The sequence below is a fragment of the Spirochaetota bacterium genome, assembly GCA_004297825.1.
GTDB lineage: Bacteria > Spirochaetota > UBA4802 > UBA4802 > UBA5368 > FW300-bin19.
Genome location: SCSX01000075.1, coordinates 39808 through 56358 on the forward strand (window position 1 = coordinate 39808; position 16551 = coordinate 56358).

The 16551-nt window shown below is 60.5% G+C and carries 14 protein-coding genes; 10 read left to right on the top strand and 4 right to left on the bottom strand.

What is annotated here, in order from left to right; genetic code table 11:
- Positions 1-29: 29 nt before the first annotated feature.
- Positions 30-1583, bottom strand: coding sequence for a hypothetical protein (locus EPN93_16535; protein ID TAL32222.1), 1554 nt, complete (start codon positions 1581-1583; stop codon positions 30-32).
- Between the two features lie 66 nt (positions 1584-1649).
- On the opposite strand from EPN93_16535, the gene EPN93_16540 reads away from it, so the two are divergent.
- The 9 genes from EPN93_16540 (at position 1650) to EPN93_16580 (ending at position 8646) form a co-directional block, all read left to right on the top strand.
- On the top strand, positions 1650-2870 hold the full coding sequence (locus EPN93_16540) for a PLP-dependent transferase (GenBank protein ID TAL32223.1): 1221 nt from the start codon (positions 1650-1652) through the stop codon (positions 2868-2870).
- Positions 2871-3011: 141 nt separating this feature from the next.
- The gene (locus EPN93_16545) at positions 3012-3347 is read left to right on the top strand and encodes an ArsR family transcriptional regulator (GenBank protein ID TAL32224.1); all 336 of its coding nucleotides are present in this window, start codon (positions 3012-3014) and stop codon (positions 3345-3347) included.
- 69 nt (positions 3348-3416) lie between these two features.
- Positions 3417-3698, top strand: a complete 282-nt coding sequence (locus EPN93_16550; protein TAL32225.1) for a thioredoxin family protein — start codon at positions 3417-3419, stop codon at positions 3696-3698.
- Positions 3695-4198, top strand: coding sequence for a thioredoxin (locus EPN93_16555; protein TAL32226.1), 504 nt, complete (start codon positions 3695-3697; stop codon positions 4196-4198). Before EPN93_16550 ends, EPN93_16555 begins: the two co-directional genes overlap by 4 nt.
- Positions 4198-4899, top strand: coding sequence for a cytochrome C biogenesis protein (locus tag EPN93_16560; protein ID TAL32227.1), 702 nt, complete (start codon positions 4198-4200; stop codon positions 4897-4899). Before EPN93_16555 ends, EPN93_16560 begins: the two co-directional genes overlap by 1 nt.
- A gap of 22 nt (positions 4900-4921) precedes the next feature.
- Positions 4922-5977, top strand: coding sequence for an ACR3 family arsenite efflux transporter (gene arsB / locus EPN93_16565; GenBank protein TAL32228.1), 1056 nt, complete (start codon positions 4922-4924; stop codon positions 5975-5977).
- 181 nt (positions 5978-6158) lie between these two features.
- Positions 6159-7514 (top strand): CoA-disulfide reductase, encoded by a 1356-nt coding sequence (locus EPN93_16570; protein TAL32229.1) that lies wholly within the window; start codon positions 6159-6161, stop codon positions 7512-7514.
- An 88-nt stretch (positions 7515-7602) separates the two neighbouring features.
- Positions 7603-7971 carry a carboxymuconolactone decarboxylase family protein gene (locus EPN93_16575; protein TAL32230.1) on the top strand — a complete coding sequence of 123 codons (369 nt, stop codon included), beginning with the start codon at positions 7603-7605 and terminating at the stop codon, positions 7969-7971.
- 81 nt (positions 7972-8052) lie between these two features.
- Positions 8053-8646, top strand: a complete 594-nt coding sequence (locus EPN93_16580) for an RNA polymerase sigma factor (GenBank protein TAL32231.1) — start codon at positions 8053-8055, stop codon at positions 8644-8646.
- A 19-nt stretch (positions 8647-8665) separates the two neighbouring features.
- Here the strand turns inward: EPN93_16580 and EPN93_16585 are convergent, their stop codons facing one another.
- Together EPN93_16585 and pyk are read right to left on the bottom strand one after the other, a co-directional pair.
- A complete protein-coding gene (locus EPN93_16585; protein ID TAL32232.1) occupies positions 8666-9787 on the bottom strand; it encodes an ATP-binding protein in 1122 nt (373 codons plus the stop codon).
- 159 nt (positions 9788-9946) lie between these two features.
- Positions 9947-11707, bottom strand: a complete 1761-nt coding sequence (pyk, locus tag EPN93_16590; protein TAL32233.1) for a pyruvate kinase — start codon at positions 11705-11707, stop codon at positions 9947-9949.
- A gap of 301 nt (positions 11708-12008) precedes the next feature.
- Between pyk and EPN93_16595 the strand changes: the two genes are divergently transcribed.
- Entirely contained in the window at positions 12009-14063 is a 2055-nt protein-coding gene (locus tag EPN93_16595; protein ID TAL32234.1) for a hypothetical protein, read from the top strand.
- A 54-nt stretch (positions 14064-14117) separates the two neighbouring features.
- On the opposite strand, the gene EPN93_16600 is transcribed toward EPN93_16595, so the two are convergent.
- The gene (locus EPN93_16600; protein ID TAL32235.1) at positions 14118-16229 is read right to left on the bottom strand and encodes a cyclic nucleotide-binding domain-containing protein; all 2112 of its coding nucleotides are present in this window, start codon (positions 16227-16229) and stop codon (positions 14118-14120) included.
- Positions 16230-16551 lie beyond the last annotated feature (322 nt).

Consider the following 16551-nt stretch of genomic DNA (forward strand, 5'->3'; position numbering starts at 1 on the left):
TTCCGTAAAGCGTTTGTCCGCACCGGCACTCATGATTCCCACTCGGCATTGTAGAAGTCGTCCAGGGAGCGCGCGGCGACCGACTTCACGAAGTCGTCCAGCTCCTTCGCGAGCTTTGTATCGATGTCTTTCAGCTTGTGTTTCGCGAGGATCTTTTTCGCTTCGTCGCGCGCGCGCACGAGCATGTCCTTTTTCCCGCCCTTTTCCCAGATGTCGCGTTTGTCCCTGTCCGCGAGCTTCGGGATGAAATGTTCGGAGCGGAAATTCTTCTGCGTGTGCTCCTGCATCAGGTAGTTCCCGTCGGGGCCCACGGCCTGGATCACGTCCAGGGCCATCGAGTTTTCGTTCACCTCGATCCCGCGCAGGGCCCGCTCCGTCATGCCGATGATCTCGTTGTCGATCACGGTAAGCTCGTGCGCCGCCGCGGTGGAGGACTCAAACGTGCCCACGCAGGTGATATAATTCGCCCCGCCCATCGCCGCGAGCATGATCGACTGCGAGCGCTCGATGCCGCACTGGACGTCCATGGTCTTCGACTCCGTGCACCCGGCGACCGCCCGGCAGGGGATGCCGTAGTGGTTGGCCAATTGCGCGCTCGCCGCGCTTATCATGCCGGTTTCTATAGCGCCTAACGCGACCGTCCCGCGACGCATTTCGGCGATCGTTGAGACCGTACCGTAGAAGACGGGCGTCCCGGCGTTCACCGCCTGCGCCATGATGATGTGTGCGAGAATCTCGGCGTTGTGCTGGACCAGGAGCCCCGCGAGCGTCACCGGCGCGGTGGTCCCGGCCATGGCCTCCGGCGCCATGATGCAGGGCTGGCCGTTCTGGGCCATGATCATAAGCCCCTCGATCTGGAGATGGGCCGTCGAGAGCGGGCTCTGCACGCTGACGATGTTGTTGAAGGGGTGCTTCGTTTTAATCTTGTCCATCCCGCCCATGATGAGCGAGAGGATGTGCAGCATGTCGGTGGTGGCCAATACGCCGTAGGATCCCAGCGTGTAGGGCTTTTTACAGTTGAGCGCCCACTGGCGCATCGTCTCCACGTGGATGGTCTGCATGGGGATGTCGTTGGGCCAAATGTCCATCTGGTTGGTGTGGATGTGGTCCATGTAATCGATGAGCACGATGTGGTCGACGACGTCTTTAAGGGTCGTGGGCCTGTATTCGCCCGTCTCCAGGTCGTACATATTGATCGCGGTGGACAGCCCCGAGAAGACGCGCGTGTCCGGGCTTATCAGGCGCTCGTAGGAGGGATCGCAGCCGCACATGACGAACTCGCGCGGCGCCTTCTTCCGGTATTCCTCGACGATGTGCGGCGGAAACCTCACGATCTTCGTTTCGTCGTCGACCGCGCAGCCTATGTCGCGCAGTATCCCGCGCATCTTCTTCACGACGACCCGTATCCCCGTCTCGGAAAGCACCCTGACGGAATGCTCATGGATGGTGCGAATCTCGCCCTCACTCAACACCTGGTACTTGCTGCTTTTCATACGCGCTCCCGGGATACAAGAATACTCGCGCACGGGGATCCGCGCCCGTTCCTCCGGCGGCCCGCCGCTGCATAATGAACCTGTGTTCATTTATTTTCTGGTTGCGTTAATAAGTCAAATAATAAATATTTATACGCATCAAAACCAGGAGGCCCCATGAGCACGAACTTCAACCCCGAATGGAAACTGGGCACGCGCTGCGTACACGCGGGCGAGGGGGTCGATACCGACACGAAGGCGATTCGGCGCCCCATCCACATGGCCAACAGCTACGCCCTGCCGCACGACCTTGGAGAGCTCATCAAGTCCCTCTCTATAGAAGATACCGATCATTTCACCTATACGCGCGAGCTCTCCCCCACCCCGCGCTACCTGGAGGAGCGGCTTGCGCTCCTTGAGGGCGGCGAGGACTGCGTCGTGACCGCGAGCGGCATGGGGGCGATAGGCGCCTTCCTTTTCACGGTGCTGGGCGCCGGGGACCGCCTGGTCGCGAGCGAGATCTGCTACACGGGGACGCAAAAGCTCGCCGGCTTCCACCTTCCGCGCTTTGGCGTCAAGACGACACAGGTCGACACGAGCGACCTCGATGCCGTGCGCGCGGCCGTCACCCCCGGCACGAAGCTCGTCTTCGTCGAGACCCCCGGCAACCCCATCGTCCAGGTCGCCGATATCGCCGCGATCGCGAAGATCGCCCATGACGCGGGGGCCATGCTCGCCGTCGACAGCACCTGGTCGGGCTTGGTCACCCAGAAGCCCCTTGATCTTGGCGCCGACGTCGTCATCCACAGCGCGACCAAGTTCATCAACGGGCACGGCGACGCGCTCGGGGGCGCGATTATCGGCCCCCGGAAGCTCATGACCGAGGTGCGCGAGTACGGGATCGTGCACATGGGCGCGTGCGCGAGCCCCTTCAACGCGTGGCTCATCATGCGCGGCTCGGTAACCCTGCCCATGCGCATGGAGCGTCACTGCGAAAACGGGCAGCGGGTCGCGGAATTCCTCGCCTCCCACCCGAAGGTGTTATCGGTCCGCTACCCCGGCCTTGAAAGCCACCCCGGCCACGAGGTCGCGAAGAGGCAGATGAAGGGCTACAGCGGGATGCTCAACTTTAACTTGAAGGCGGACATGAACGCGCACTTCGAATTCCTGAAAAACCTGCGGCTCATAACGTACGCCGTGTCGTTGGGGCACGACCAGAGCCTCATCTACTACATGCCCACGGATTTCTTCTTCGCGGACTGGGGCGTGATGAACGACGCGCAGAAGGCGAAGTACCGCGCGATCATGGGGGACGGCGTATTCCGCCTGTCGGTCGGGATCGAGGACGCGGAGGACATCATCGCGGACCTCTCCGGCGCGCTCGATGCCGTGCCTTGAGGAAGCTTCAAAGAAAGGGAGAGTCATCTCCCATTCCGTAAAGTTTCCACGAGTGAATTTTTTCCACACAGCTAAAAAAAGCTTGAATAATTTACATCCTTGGCTATATTGCCAAATAAGAAACATTGACCGGAGACAATAGTGGACACGAAAAAATGGGCGTCACTCGAGGCCCGCGCGCGTATAATCAAGGCCGTGGCGCACCCCGCACGCCTGTTCATCGTGGAGGAGCTCAAGAGGGGAGAGCGCTGCGTCTGCGAGCTCACCGACATGCTCGGGTTCGACACCTCGACGGTCTCCAAGCACCTTTCCGTGCTAGATAACGCGGGCATCGTGGAGCACCGGAAATCGGGGACAAACTGCTATTATTCGCTCCGGGTCCCCTGCATCCTCGAGTTCCTGGGCTGCGTCGAGGAAGTGATGGAATCCAACCTGAAGGGCCAGAGGGAACTGGTTATGACGTGCAGGAAGCGGTGAGAATACCCGCGCGGCATGACCTTGGCTGATTTGTCAAACAACCATAGTTAGGAATTACGGAGACGGTTCATGAAACTTGAAATACTCGGAAGCGGCTGCGCAAAGTGCAAAAAACTCGAGGAGATGACGAGGGACGCGGTCCGCGAGATGGGCGTGCAGGCGGAGGTCGCCAAGGTGCAGGACATCAAGGCCATCATGGCCTACGGTGTGATGGTCACCCCCGCGCTCGTCGTCGACGGCGAGGTGAAGCTTGCCGGGAGGCTCCCCTCCCCGGAGGAATTGAAGAAGCTGATCGGTGCGCGGACGCGAACACGGGCGCCTGAGGCGCCGCCATTAAGGACGCAATCATGAAAAAGCCATTGAAGATAATTTTGCCCGTCGTGGCGGCAATCGCGATCGCGATCGCCGTCCCCCGCGTGGAGCACGAATGCGGGACATCATGCGGCGCGCCCCTTTTCGTGGGCGCGGGCATCCTGGGGTGCAGCGACGCGCGCCCGTCCGACGGCGCGGAGACGAGATCGGGGGAAGACGCATCCCGTACCGCGGAGAACGTCGCCGCGAAAACCGCGGCCAGGGTAACCTTCGTGGAGATCGGCTCGATCGACTGCATCCCCTGCAGGATGATGCAGCCGGTCATCCGCGGGATAGAAAGGGATTACGCCGACCAGGTGAAAATAGTGTTTCACGACGTGTGGACGCCTGGGGGCAAGGCCGACGCGCAGGGGTACGGGATACGCGTCATTCCCACCCAGGTATTCCTGGACGGCGAGGGAAAGGAGTACTTCCGTCACGAGGGATTCTTCCCGCGGGAGGAGATCATGAAAGTGCTCGCCATGAAGGGCGTCCGCTAGTGCTCGTCGAATTGTTTACCCTGCTTTCCGGGACCCTGGGCGGTTCGGCGGGGATAGCGCTTGCGGGCGCGTTCGCCTGGGGCGTGCTCTCCGTCGTGCTCTCGCCCTGCCACCTCGCCGGGATTCCGCTCATCGTGGGATTTATCGGCGGGCAGGGAGCGATGGGTACGCGCAGGGCCTTCGCGCATGCACTGCTCTTCGCGGCCGGGGTCCTTGTGACAATCAGCGTCATCGGCCTCGCGACGGGACTCATGGGCCGTTTGATGGGCGATATCGGTTCCTGGGGGAACTACCTGGTCGCGGTGATCTTCTGCGTCATGGGACTTCATCTGCTGGGTATCATCCCCCTCACCTTCCTGGAAACGGGAGCCAGTCCCGCGTTCCGGAAAAAGGGACTGGTTGCGGCACTCATCCTGGGGCTCCTCTTCGGCACGGCCCTGGGCCCCTGCACCTTTGCCTTCATGGCGCCTATGCTGGGAATCGTATTCAGCACGGCATCGACGCACCTGGTGTTCGCCGTCTCCCTGATCATCGCCTACGCGGCGGGCCACTGCTCCGTCATCGTGTGCGCGGGAACCTTCACCGGGGCGGTGCAGAGATATTTAAACTGGAATGAATCGACCCACGGCGCACTTGTCCTGAGAAAGGCCTGCGGCGTGCTGGTGATTATGGGCGGCATATATCTGGCGGTTACAATTTAATGACACTATAAAGGGGGCTGGCATGTCCGAACGCGCGGCGAAAAGGTTATCATTCCTCGACAGGTATCTCACCCTGTGGATATTCCTCGCGATGTTCGCGGGGGTGCTCTGGGGATACCTTTCAACGGGCATCGTAGACTTCTGGAACAGCTTCCAGTCGGGAACCACCAACGTCCCCATCGCGATCGGGCTCATCCTCATGATGTACCCGCCGCTGGCGAAGGTGAAATACGAGGAGCTGGGCGACGTGTTCAAGAACTGGCGGGTGCTGGGGCTCTCGCTCGTGCAGAACTGGCTTATCGGTCCCGCGCTCATGTTCGTCCTCGCGGTTTTGTTTCTCTCCGGGTACCCGGAATACATGACGGGCCTCATCCTCATAGGCCTCGCGCGCTGTATCGCCATGGTCATCGTGTGGAACGACCTCGCCGACGGCGACACGGAATACGCGGCGGGACTCGTCGCGTTCAACAGCATCTTCCAGGTGCTCTTCTTCAGCGTGTACGCGTGGTTCTTCATCACCGTGCTCCCTCCCCTGGTGGGGCTCAAGGGGAGCATCGTGGACATCACTATAGGCCAGATAGCCTGGAGCGTCTTCATCTACCTGGGCATCCCCTTCATCGCGGGTGTTGTCACCCGGTTTGCGCTTATCAACATAAAAAACAAGGAATGGTACCAGGAAAAGTTCATCCCGAAGATAAGCCCGCTCACGCTCGTCGCGCTGCTCTTTACAATCATCGTCATGTTCAGCCTCAAGGGCGAATATATCGTGAAGATTCCCATGGACGTCGTGCGCATCGCGATTCCGCTCTTGGTCTACTTCGTGGTCATGTTCCTGGTGAGTTTCTTCATGAGCAGACGGGTGGGCGCGGGCTATCCGGTCGCGGCGACGCTCTCGTTCACTGCGGCGAGCAACAACTTCGAGCTTGCGATCGCCGTCGCGGTCGCGGTGTTCGGAATAGGCTCAGGCGTCGCCTTCGCCGCAGTCATAGGCCCGCTCATCGAGGTGCCGGTCATGATCGCGCTGGTGAATGTCGCGCTCTTTTTCCGGAAAAGATACTTCGCCGGCGGTACCGGGTGACGCCCCCGGATCGAACTGGGAGAGCTAAACCCGTACGTCGTCGAGGCGATGAAGGAGTCGGGATCCGATATTTCCGGCAGCCGTAATAGAAGCGCCGTTGACCTCTATCCCGGGATTATGCTCTTTTAATGCATGATCGCGGTCTGCACCACGCGCAACCAATCATGGAGGCCCTGTTGAAATGAAAAACCTGGTGATTATCGGCGGGAGCGACGCGGGGATCAGCGCGGCGTTGCGTGCGCGGGAGATCGATCCGCGCGTGCAGCCCGTCATGATCGTGGCGGACGCGTTTCCCAATTTCAGCATCTGCGGGCTGCCGTATTTTATCGGGGGGGACGTGACCGACTGGCGCACGCTCGCGCATCGGACCGCCGGGGAGATCGAGGCCGCGGGGATACGGCTTCTCACGGAGCATACGGCGCGCTCAATCGATACCGGATCGAGGCGCGTGACGGTCGACGCGCCCGGCGGGAAAAAAATTTCCCTGGACTACGACGCGCTCGTAATCGCGACCGGGGCTGTATCGGTCCGCCCGCCCCTGCCGGGACTCGACAGCCCGGGCGTATTCTTCCTGCGCTGGATGCGCGATTCGTTCGCCATCAACGACTACATACGGGACGCGCGCCCGACGGCGGCGGTAATTATCGGCGCGGGCTACATAGGCATGGAGATGTCCGAATCACTCGCCCGGCGCGGCATGAAGGTCACCATCGTGGAGGCCGCGCCCTCCGTGATGCCGTCCATGGAGCCGGCACTGGGCGCGAAGATCGCGGACGCGCTTGCGTCCAACGGCATTTCCGTGCATACCGGGACGGGCGTGGAATCCATAACGCGCGACGGCGGCGGGCTCGTGGTACACGGAACCGCGGGCTTCCGGGCCGCGGCGGGCCTGGTGCTCGTGTCCGTCGGGGGCGCACCCAATACGGAGCTCGGCAGATCCATAGGAATGGAGACGGGGGTGCGGGGTGCGCTCAGGGTCACGCGGAAAATGGAGAGCGGCATCCCCGGCGTTTACGCGGCGGGCGACTGCGTGGAAACCCGGCACCGCATGCTCCGGGACCCGTTCTACCTGCCCCTGGGAACCGTCGCCCACAAGCAGGGCCGCGTGGCCGGCGAAAACGCCGCGGGCGGGGACGCCGAGTTCGCGGGCTCGCTGGGAACGCAGTCGGTGAAAATTTTCGATACGGTCGCCGCGCGGACGGGACTGAACGAGAGGGAAGCGCGGGGAGCAGGCCTTGACCCCGTGAGCGCCGACTTCGAGGGATGGGACCACAAGGCCTATTACCCCGGCGCGAAAAAAATATTCATCCGCGTCACCGCCGATACGCTCTCCGGAAAAATTCTCGGGGCCCAGATGCTGGGCGCTTACGGGACGGAGGTATCGAAACGCATCGATATTTTCGCCGCGGCCCTGTACCATGAAATGACCGTGCGCGAATTCAGCAATTACGACCTGAGTTACACGCCCCCGCTCTCCAGCCCCTGGGACCCGGTGCAGACGGCGGTGCAGCACCTGGAAAGGACCATGAAGAAGTAGCGCGGAAAGTATTTTACGTTGTCCCTTTATACAGGCCTTTCCGTTTCATTAAATTCTCCTGACGTCCTTCTTAACGGCATGCACCCGGATGCTCTTTACGGACACCAGCGCTCCTCATGAAAAAATTGTAACCCCGACACTGCCGGATGCGTCTATAAGCCGATTTCAAAGAAACCACACCAGGGAGATACTCATGGAAAATTTAAACGAACGCGAATTGGCACTGGTGGCACTGGGCGCTTCTATCGGCTCCAACTGCATACCCTGCACGGCCTACCACCTGAAGCAGTGTAAAAAAAACGGACTTACCGACGGGCAGATCCGCGCAGCGGTATCCATGGCCGTGAAGGTTAAGAGCGTCCCGGCACAGAATGTCCTCTCCACGGCCGAACGCATGCTCGATTCACGTGAAGGCTCTAATGAATGCGCGGCGGATCAGCCGTGCTCCTGCAGTTGATGCCGACGCGTTCAAATCGATCCCGTCGGTGAATATGCAATTTTCTTGATGTTGATTCAAATTTAATTTACAATTATACATATGGCCAAGGAATCGATCATGACTACCGGGCAGGATGACGCGAACAGCTTCGAATACTTTTACCGGGAGCACGGAGAAGCGCTCTATAATTACCTGCGCAAGCTCACCGGGCAGGAGGAGGATGCGGAGGACCTTCTTCAAGAGACCCTGGTCAAGATCGCCGCGCACCTTTCCGACCTGGAGGACTCGTCCAGGACAAGGTCCTGGGCCTTCAGCATCGCGACCAACACCGCCGTCGATTTCTTCAGAAGACGCGGCGGTAAGGACATCGTGCTTTTCGACGAGCGCATCCATGGCGGGGGCGCCGCATCGGGCGACATCGAGGACCGGGTCATCGTGGACGAAATGAACGAATGCATCCGCGGGGAGATGGGCCGCATCGCCCCGCATTACCACATCGTCCTGGTACTGCATTATTTCGAGCATATGTCCGTTGAGGAGATCGCGGGCGTATGCGGCATTTCAATTTCCGCGGTCAAGGTGCGGCTCCACCGGGGCAGATTGCTGTTGAACAGCATATTGACCAGGGGATGCAATTTCTACTACGACAGGGACAGCAATATCAGGTGCACCAGAAAACCCGGCAGCCGATAACAGGGGCGGGGGAACCGGTTTAAAAATCGAGCGATTGGAGCAGGTCGAGAGCGCGCCTGATTTCAATTCCGTTCTCGACCCGCTCGCGCTTCAGCTCCATGACCGCCTGGATCGCCGGTATCCCGTAGCGCTCATGGAATTTCCGCAGACTCTTCGCGATCTCCGGGTCGGAGCGCTTCACCTCGATAAGACGCCGCGGGACGTCCTCTTCCGCGATGCAGAAATCGATTTCTTCACCGTCCTTCGTCCTTAGGTAATGCAGGGCGGTGTGCGCCCCCCGGTAATCGTACATGCCGTAGACGTTCTTGAGCAGGCACAGTGCTACGGTATTTTCCAGGCGTGCGCCCTCGTCTCCCTTCACCAGACCGGAATCGTACAGGTACAGCTTGGGCTCCTTTTTGAGCGCACGGGCGATGTCGCGCGACAGGGGGGGGACCCTGAATACGATATAGAGCGCCTCGAAAATCTGGATGTATTTTTTGACCGTGTTGGGGGCGATCCCCACGTCTCCCGCGATGGAAGAATAGGAGACCGGGGAACCCACCCTGGCGCGCACCAGATCGAAGACGAGATGAATCGCCCTGAAGTCATGTACATTCTCGAAATCGAGGATATCCGTGCGGATCAGTCCGTCGATATACTGGTTCCGCCACCGCGCGGCATCCTCGTCGCTTTCCGCAAGGAATGGCTCGGGGAACCCCCCGCGCGTCATGAAGCGCTCCAGCGGCTCCGCCGACCCGGCCCGGCGGGTTTCAGAGGGGCTGAACGGCAGCAGCCTGTGGAGCAAAAAACGGCCCGCCAGCGAATCCCCACCCTGCCTGAACGTTTCCAGGCGCGCGCTCCCGGTAACAAGAATTTTGAGATGCGCCGGCCTGGTGTCGAACACTCCTTTCAGGTAATTCTTCCACCCGGGCATCTTGTGAAGCTCGTCGAGTACGAGAAGCTCCGTCGCCTCGAGCCATGCCTCTTTCCTGATTATTTCCCTGTCCTCGCGACGGTCGTAATTCAGGTAAACGCTCTTTTCAAAAGATCGGGCGATCTCCTTCGCTAGCCAGGTTTTCCCCACCTGCCGCGGGCCGGTGAGAAAAACCATCTTCTTAGAGAGGTCTTTCTCGATCAGCGATTTCTGGAACCTGTTCATCCGACTATTGTGCACTATATTGCACAATAGTCAAGTCTTTCCAGCAAAGCGCTGCAAAATAGTCGGAATATTAGCACCTGTGGTTGTCCAGGCAGGCGAGGTCCATGGTCCCCTCCGGATGGATTCTTCTATATAAGTCCCTGCCGGCCGGTCGGCGCTTCACCCGCCCGCCCGCGTGCTCTGTCCGCTGTAGACCAGGCCCTTCTCCCCGTCCACGCGTACAGCGATGCCGCTCGTGAGAATGTCCGTCGCGCGCCCTGCGTTCACGATCACCGGAATATCGAGCGCCTTCGCGACGATCGCGGCCGGGGAGTCGGCGGCGTCCTCCTCGGTGATCACGGCGGTCGCGTTCCGGATGAGATGGAGCACGGCGTCGCTCGAGCGCCGGATGACCAGGATGTCCCCGCCCCTGAAATCCCCGGGGGTCGATTTCCCCTCGGCGACAACGCAGAGTATCCCCGTCGCCGAAAGCCCATTGAGGCTCTTCCCCTCGACCAGCACGTCCCCCACCACGTGGATCTTGATCATGTTCGTGGTGCCGCTCACCCCCACCGGCATACCGCCCGTGATGATCACAAGGTCCCCGTTCTTTATCAGGCCCGCGGCATGGGCCCGGTCGGCCGCGTTCTGGAAGATCTCGTCCGTGGTGGCCGCCTCCACGGCCATCATGGGGATTACCCCCCACGAGAGGGCGAGCTGCCGGTACACCTTGACCAGCGGCGTGGAGGCGAGTATGGGGCAGATAGGCCGGTAGCGCGACACCATGCGCGACGTATGACCGGACTTCGTAATCGTGATGATCGCCGCGGCCCCCAGCGAGTGCGCCGCCGAGCAGGTCGAGTAGCTTACGGCGTCGGTCACGTTTTTTGAAATGCGGATATGCGTGTTTTCAAGGAGGGCCCGGTAATCGATCTCGGTCTCGGTCTTCTCGGCGATCTTTGCCATGGTGGCCACGGTGAGCTCCGGGTACTTTCCCACCGAGGTCTCGCCCGAGAGCATGAGGGCGCTCGTCCCGTCATAGATCGCGTTCGCGACATCGGTGATCTCGGCGCGGGTGGGCCGTGGGTTGCGGATCATCGAATCCAGCATCTGCGTCGCGGTGATCACGGGCTTTCCCGCGGAAAGCGTCTTCTTTATGATCATCTTCTGTAAATGCGGGATATCCTCGAAGGCGATCTCCACCCCCATGTCGCCGCGCGCGACCATGATCCCGTCGCTCGCGCGGATGACCTCGTCGATGTTCGCCACGCCGTCGCGGTTCTCGATCTTCGAGATGACCTTGATTGCGCCGCCGCCGTGCTCCTCGAGGAATCCCTTGATCTGCCTGACGTCGTCCGCGTTGCGCACGAAGGACGCGGCAACGAAATCGAAATCGTGCTCGATGCCGAAACGCAGGTCGGCGCGGTCGCCGTCGCTCATGAAGGGAAGCCGGGCGGTCACCCCCTGGAGGTTCACGCCTTTTTTATCCGAAAGCTCGCCCCCGTTCACCACCTCGGTCACCACGTCCGCGCCGGAGGCGCTCACGACCCTGAGCTCGATAAGCCCGTCGTCGATAAGTATCCTGTTGCCCTTGACGACGTCATCCGGGAGACCCCGGTAGGTGACCGATACGCGTTCCGCATCACCCTCGACCTCATCGGTGGTGAGCGTGAATCGCGCCCCCTTTTCGATGCGCGCCTTCCCCCCCCGGAACTTTTTCAGCCGTATCTCGGGACCCTTGGTGTCGAGCAGGAGCGCCGCGGGTTTCTCGAGCTCGTCGCGCACCTTTTTGAAGAGGGTGACCCTCGCGAGATGCTCCTCGTGGGTGCCGTGCGAAAAGTTCGCCCTCCCTACGTCCATGCCCGTGAGGAAAATGCCCCTGAGCACCTCCGGGCTGTCGGTTGCCGGCCCCAGGGTGCAGATAATTTTCGTCTTTCTCATTGCGCCTCCAGAATATCGCGCCCGTTGTCGCGGAGGGTCGGCGGTTCGGTACCGCGACCCATGCCCCTGACGACCGTATGCGAATCGGCCCCCCTGCCGCGGCCTTTCCTTGGAAGAAACCGCGACATGAATTCCGCGCTATTAACTGCCACCGCCTCCACAATGTCAAATTATCTTTCAAATGAACCAGTCCTGTCGAAACGAAAGGTCCCCGGGAGACCGGCAAAGATTCGAATTTAGCGGTGTTAATCCCACTATTCAAAAAAAGCCCATGTAGGTTTTTTTATTGACCGATAATGATATGCTTGCTATTTTATTTAATGGACGCCTTTTTAGTATAAATGGAAGGAAATATATGAAAAAATTAATACTTACAGCAATTGCGCTTTGTATCCCTTTACTGATAATCAGTTGCAGCGAGACCCCCTCCGGGAAGGAATACCCCCGCTTCGACGCGGGAGATACCGACCTCCTGGACTTCCGGTTCGCCGCGAAAAACAATTCCGTCCTTCCGGCCGACGCGATCGGCACCCTTGACGGCGACACGATCTCGATCACCGTGCCCCATGACGCGTCGCTGGACGGGCTGGTCGCGGAATACGTCACGAACAGCCCGGTCGTCCAGGTAAACGGGATCACGCAGGCGAGCGGCAAATCGGCCAACGACTTCGATTCCCCCGTGGTGTACCACGTTTCGGCGAAAAACCTCGCGGCGCGGGAGTACACCGTCACGGTGACGAAAGCCCCGAGCACCGAAAAGAAAATCACTACCTTCGCCCTCCTGGGCACGGATGCGATCATCGACGAGACCGGCGCGGACATACGCGTGTCGCTTCCCCCGAAAACCTCGCTCAAGAAGCTCCCCGCGTCGTTTTCCGCGGCGTGCAGCCAGGTGACCGTGGACGGCGTCGTACAGGCGAGCGGCGTCACCCTGAACGATTTCAGCGTCCCGGTCGTCTACACGGCCGTTGCCGAAAACGGTTCCCGAAAGGATTATACGGTCACCGCCACGGTGATCCCCGCGCCCTGGAAGGAGATCACCTCCTTCGTATTCAGGAGCTCGGACAACCCGGCGCTCGGGAGCGACGTGCCCGGAACGATCGCGGACGATATTATCAGCGTGGTCCTTCCCTTCAAGAGCAAAGCGAACGACCTGGCCGCATGGTTCGTGACCACCGGCGAGAAGGTGAGCCTTGACGGCGTCGCGCAGTCCGCGGGCTCGACCCGCAACGATTTCTCGTCCGTGCGCGACTTCGTCGTCACCGCCGAGGACGGCGGGCAGCGCACCTATACGGTGGACGTGACCGTGGCGAAGAGCGACGCGAAGGCGATCACGCGCTTCGTGCTCGACGGCGAGGAGTGCGCGATTGACGAGGACGCGCGCGCCATACGCGTCGCCTTCCCGGCGTCCAGGCCGCTCGGAGCCCTCAAGGCCTTCTTCGTCACGACAGGCGTGCTCGTTTCGGTGGGCGGCGCGGAGCAGGAAAGCGGCCGGACCGAAAACAATTTTACCAACCCGGTCGCCTATATCGTCAAGGCGGACAACGGGAGCACGCGCACCTACACGGTGATCGTGACCCCGACCGCCGAGCTTGCGGGATTGTGGAACTTCGAGTACACGGACGCGGCCGGCTACACCCTTTTCGGGGCCACGCAGACGCCGGGCGTGCAGGGCAACTCACTCCGGTTCGACGGCTATGACGATTATGTGTTGGTGCCCGACAGCGCCGATCTTACGCTTCCCCAGGCGGGGAGCGTCGAGACCCTGGTGAAAATAATCACGCACAAGCCGTATGCGGGTATCGTCCACAAGGGCGTGCGGCCCGATTTCAGCGACGAGACCTATAGCCTCCAGTTCTGGGGCACGGACGGAACCGTGCGCTTCCTGGTGACCGGCGCGTCGGGGCGCTATTCGTACGTGGACAGCTCCACAAAGCTCTCGACCGACGTCTGGTACCATATAGTCGCCACCTGGAACGCCTCCGAGGTGCGGCTCTACATCAACGGAAAGCTCGAGTCCTGGACGCCCAATACCGTGGGCGAGGTGCGCGACAGCGCCGGAGGGCTCGTTATCGGGGCCCAGCTCGCGGACACGCTGTACAACTCGAGCTGGAGAAACCTCGGGATGAACGGGATCGTGGACCGTGTCGAACTCTTCGGACGCGCCCTGCCCGACACCGAGGTCGCGGCGCGTTACGAGACGATCAAGACGGCCGGGGGAGAGGCACTCGCCGCGTATTTAATGCACGTGGCATCGCGCCACAGCGGGCTCATGATCGCGCTCCTGGGAGGAATAGCCTTCATACTCGCGGGATTGTTCGTATTCAACAGGAGACGGATGCGCGCCGGGGGTTAAGCTTCTTCTCTATTGCGAACGCACATGCCCCCCATTCCGCAGGGATGGGGGGTTTTATTTTCGGACGAGTTTGAGCCCGGTCCCGGACAACCGCTTCTCGATTGACGCGACGAGACGGGGATCGGCGGGCGTTCCCAATCCTTCGTGATCGTGGGGCGCTTCGAAAAGCGAACCCGCGATATAGCGGAGGAGTTCGTCGGGGGTTACGTCCAGCGCCGCGGCGGGCGTATCGGCGTCCACGGCGAGGCTGCCGCTTCCCCGCGGATCGTGCCCCATGGCCCACGCGAGAAGCACCGCGGCGTTCCTCGAATGAGCGGACCGCATGTCCGCGAGCTTCTGGATGTACTCGATCGTCTGGGTGAGCGATTCCTGTGTCCGGTCCACGCGCCCGGCGAGCTTGCGTACCAGGGCGAACGCGAAATCCGGATTATATTTTATCAGCGCCTCGAGATTATCCGCGTGGGCGCGCGCGAGAATGGTGTTCACGGGACATTCGGCGGTTACCCCCCTGCGGGTCTCCCCCAGGAGCGCCATTTCGTTGAATATCTGCCCCGCCTCCATCGACTCGAGCAGTATGCGCTTTCCTGAATCGAGCTCCTTGTATATGTTCACCTGTCCTTTTTTAATGAAATAGAAGGAATTCGCATCCTCTCCCTGGCGAAACACCATCGATCCCGCGCGCAAGACGAGTTCGCTCTGCATGACCGTCTGGGGCAGCATGAAAAGCCTGCGCACCCCCTCGAAACCGGGCAGTTTCAGGTTATAAATGATTCCCTTGCGCAGGCGGTAGTAGTAATACCCCATCGCGAAGCGGAAAAAAGACAGGGGGGGGCCGATAAACTTGACGATCGTTCCCGTGGGCTCGTCTCCCATGTGCGCGCCGTGATTGTTCCACACCGCGCGCGCCTTCACCGCGGGGGAGTGAAAGCCTTTCCTTTCAAACACGATCTCCGCCTCGCCCGCGGGATCCAGCGGCTCGAAGGTGCGGAGAAAACAATTGACGGGGGTGATGTCGAAGCTCACGAGGCTGTCCTCTCCCCCCGGGCTCTTCAAAACGGCGTCGAATATCACCGGGATGCGGACCATGCTCAGCCTGAAGAAATCCGGGTTCACCGCGCCCGCCATCGCCAGGCTTATCCCGATCGACGCGGGAAACACGGTCACCACGAGTATCTGCTCCGCCGGCCTGAGCGCGATTCCCAGCAGGGTCACCGTTTCCGCCCTGAAGGGAAGGAGCGCGAGCCCGCCCGCCACGAGCGCCGCCGAGGCCGCCCAGAGCGCGGGATTCATGAGAGGTCTGAAAAACGGAACGCGCACGGCGCGCGGCGTCCCCATGGAATTGAGGATCCAGCGCTCGAAGCGCGGCTGTCGATACTTGAGCAGCCAGTCCTCGAAGCGCAGATTTTCCGCCGCCAGACCCTGGACGGGCGGGACAAGCTTCGCCCAGGCGATGAAAAGCTCGAGCATGCCCGTGATAATGATCGCGAGGGGCCCCACCAGGTAGGTAAAACCCCCTCCTTGCATGATAAAGAGGTCGAACACGCCGTGCAGGGCGACGGGTACGGTTATCGCCCGCGCATAGTGGAGCGTGCGATAGGGTGCCGTGGCGCATAATTTCGCCGCACCCGCGAAATAACCGGTAAGCGCACACGTGCTGAGGTGCAGGGGCACCGAAAAAAGGGCGCGCACGAGGACGACAGGGGTACCGTAGTTGAGCGCGTAGAATACGTTTTCCACGAGCGAGAACCCGGCGCCCACGATCAGGCCCGAGCTCACGCCCTCGAGGAGGCTGAACCGCGGGTAATAGCGCTGGAGCAGCAAAATGGCGGCGAGCGCTCCCATTTTTTCGACCAGCGCAGCCTTCACGAAGGAATCTACGGCAATCGATCCCCCCTTGAAAAGTTCATCGAGTGCTGGAGAGAGTAGAATCAGGATTATTGCGACGGCGACACCGTAGAGAAGGCCCTCGACATGCTTGATGAAGACGGGTTTTATTCCCTTCATCCGGTAGTAGGTGAAGAAATGCCTGAAATATATCAGGTAAAACAGCGGCATCGGCAAAATTGAGATGACGATAGAGGCAATCATTAGCCGCATTCCCTGGTGGAGAGCGCTTTTTCCCGCCGTGTCATGTGTTTTCAGCCGCGCGCATGGATGTACTCGCATTAATCATCGAACGTGCGGGCTCGCAACATTAGCAATAAGCGGGTCCCCGGCGCGCCGGAATTCCGATTGAAAGAGCGCGACGGCGAAAATTCCCTTTCCCCCGTCATTTCTAGCGCCGCGATCACGCGATTTTGAATCCGCTGAGAAATTTTTCGCGCATCATCCGGGGAATTTCGCCCGTTTCGCGCGCGCGCGAAATATTTCTCCTTTTCCCGCGCCGATTTTTCCACGGGTGCGCAGGTTTTTCCATTTTCACTTCATGTTTTCATCGCGTGCGCGCGCGCTTTCTCCCCCGATTTTTCGTCACGATGCGGCGAAAGCG

Excerpts from the sequence above, each read along its gene's own strand:
- EPN93_16535 (TAL32222.1), bottom strand. The coding sequence starts at position 1,583 with ATGAACACAGGTTCATTATGCAGCGGCGGGCCGCCGGAGGAACGGGCG.
- EPN93_16540 (TAL32223.1), top strand. The coding sequence starts at position 1,650 with ATGAGCACGAACTTCAACCCCGAATGGAAACTGGGCACGCGCTGCGTA.
- EPN93_16550 (TAL32225.1), top strand. The coding sequence starts at position 3,417 with ATGAAACTTGAAATACTCGGAAGCGGCTGCGCAAAGTGCAAAAAACTC.
- EPN93_16555 (TAL32226.1), top strand. The coding sequence starts at position 3,695 with ATGAAAAAGCCATTGAAGATAATTTTGCCCGTCGTGGCGGCAATCGCG.
- arsB (TAL32228.1), top strand. The coding sequence starts at position 4,922 with ATGTCCGAACGCGCGGCGAAAAGGTTATCATTCCTCGACAGGTATCTC.
- EPN93_16570 (TAL32229.1), top strand. The coding sequence starts at position 6,159 with ATGAAAAACCTGGTGATTATCGGCGGGAGCGACGCGGGGATCAGCGCG.
- EPN93_16575 (TAL32230.1), top strand. The coding sequence starts at position 7,603 with ATGCTCTTTACGGACACCAGCGCTCCTCATGAAAAAATTGTAACCCCG.
- EPN93_16580 (TAL32231.1), top strand. The coding sequence starts at position 8,053 with ATGGCCAAGGAATCGATCATGACTACCGGGCAGGATGACGCGAACAGC.
- EPN93_16585 (TAL32232.1), bottom strand. The coding sequence starts at position 9,787 with ATGAACAGGTTCCAGAAATCGCTGATCGAGAAAGACCTCTCTAAGAAG.
- pyk (TAL32233.1), bottom strand. The coding sequence starts at position 11,707 with ATGAGAAAGACGAAAATTATCTGCACCCTGGGGCCGGCAACCGACAGC.
- EPN93_16595 (TAL32234.1), top strand. The coding sequence starts at position 12,009 with ATGCTTGCTATTTTATTTAATGGACGCCTTTTTAGTATAAATGGAAGG.
- EPN93_16600 (TAL32235.1), bottom strand. The coding sequence starts at position 16,229 with ATGCGAGTACATCCATGCGCGCGGCTGAAAACACATGACACGGCGGGA.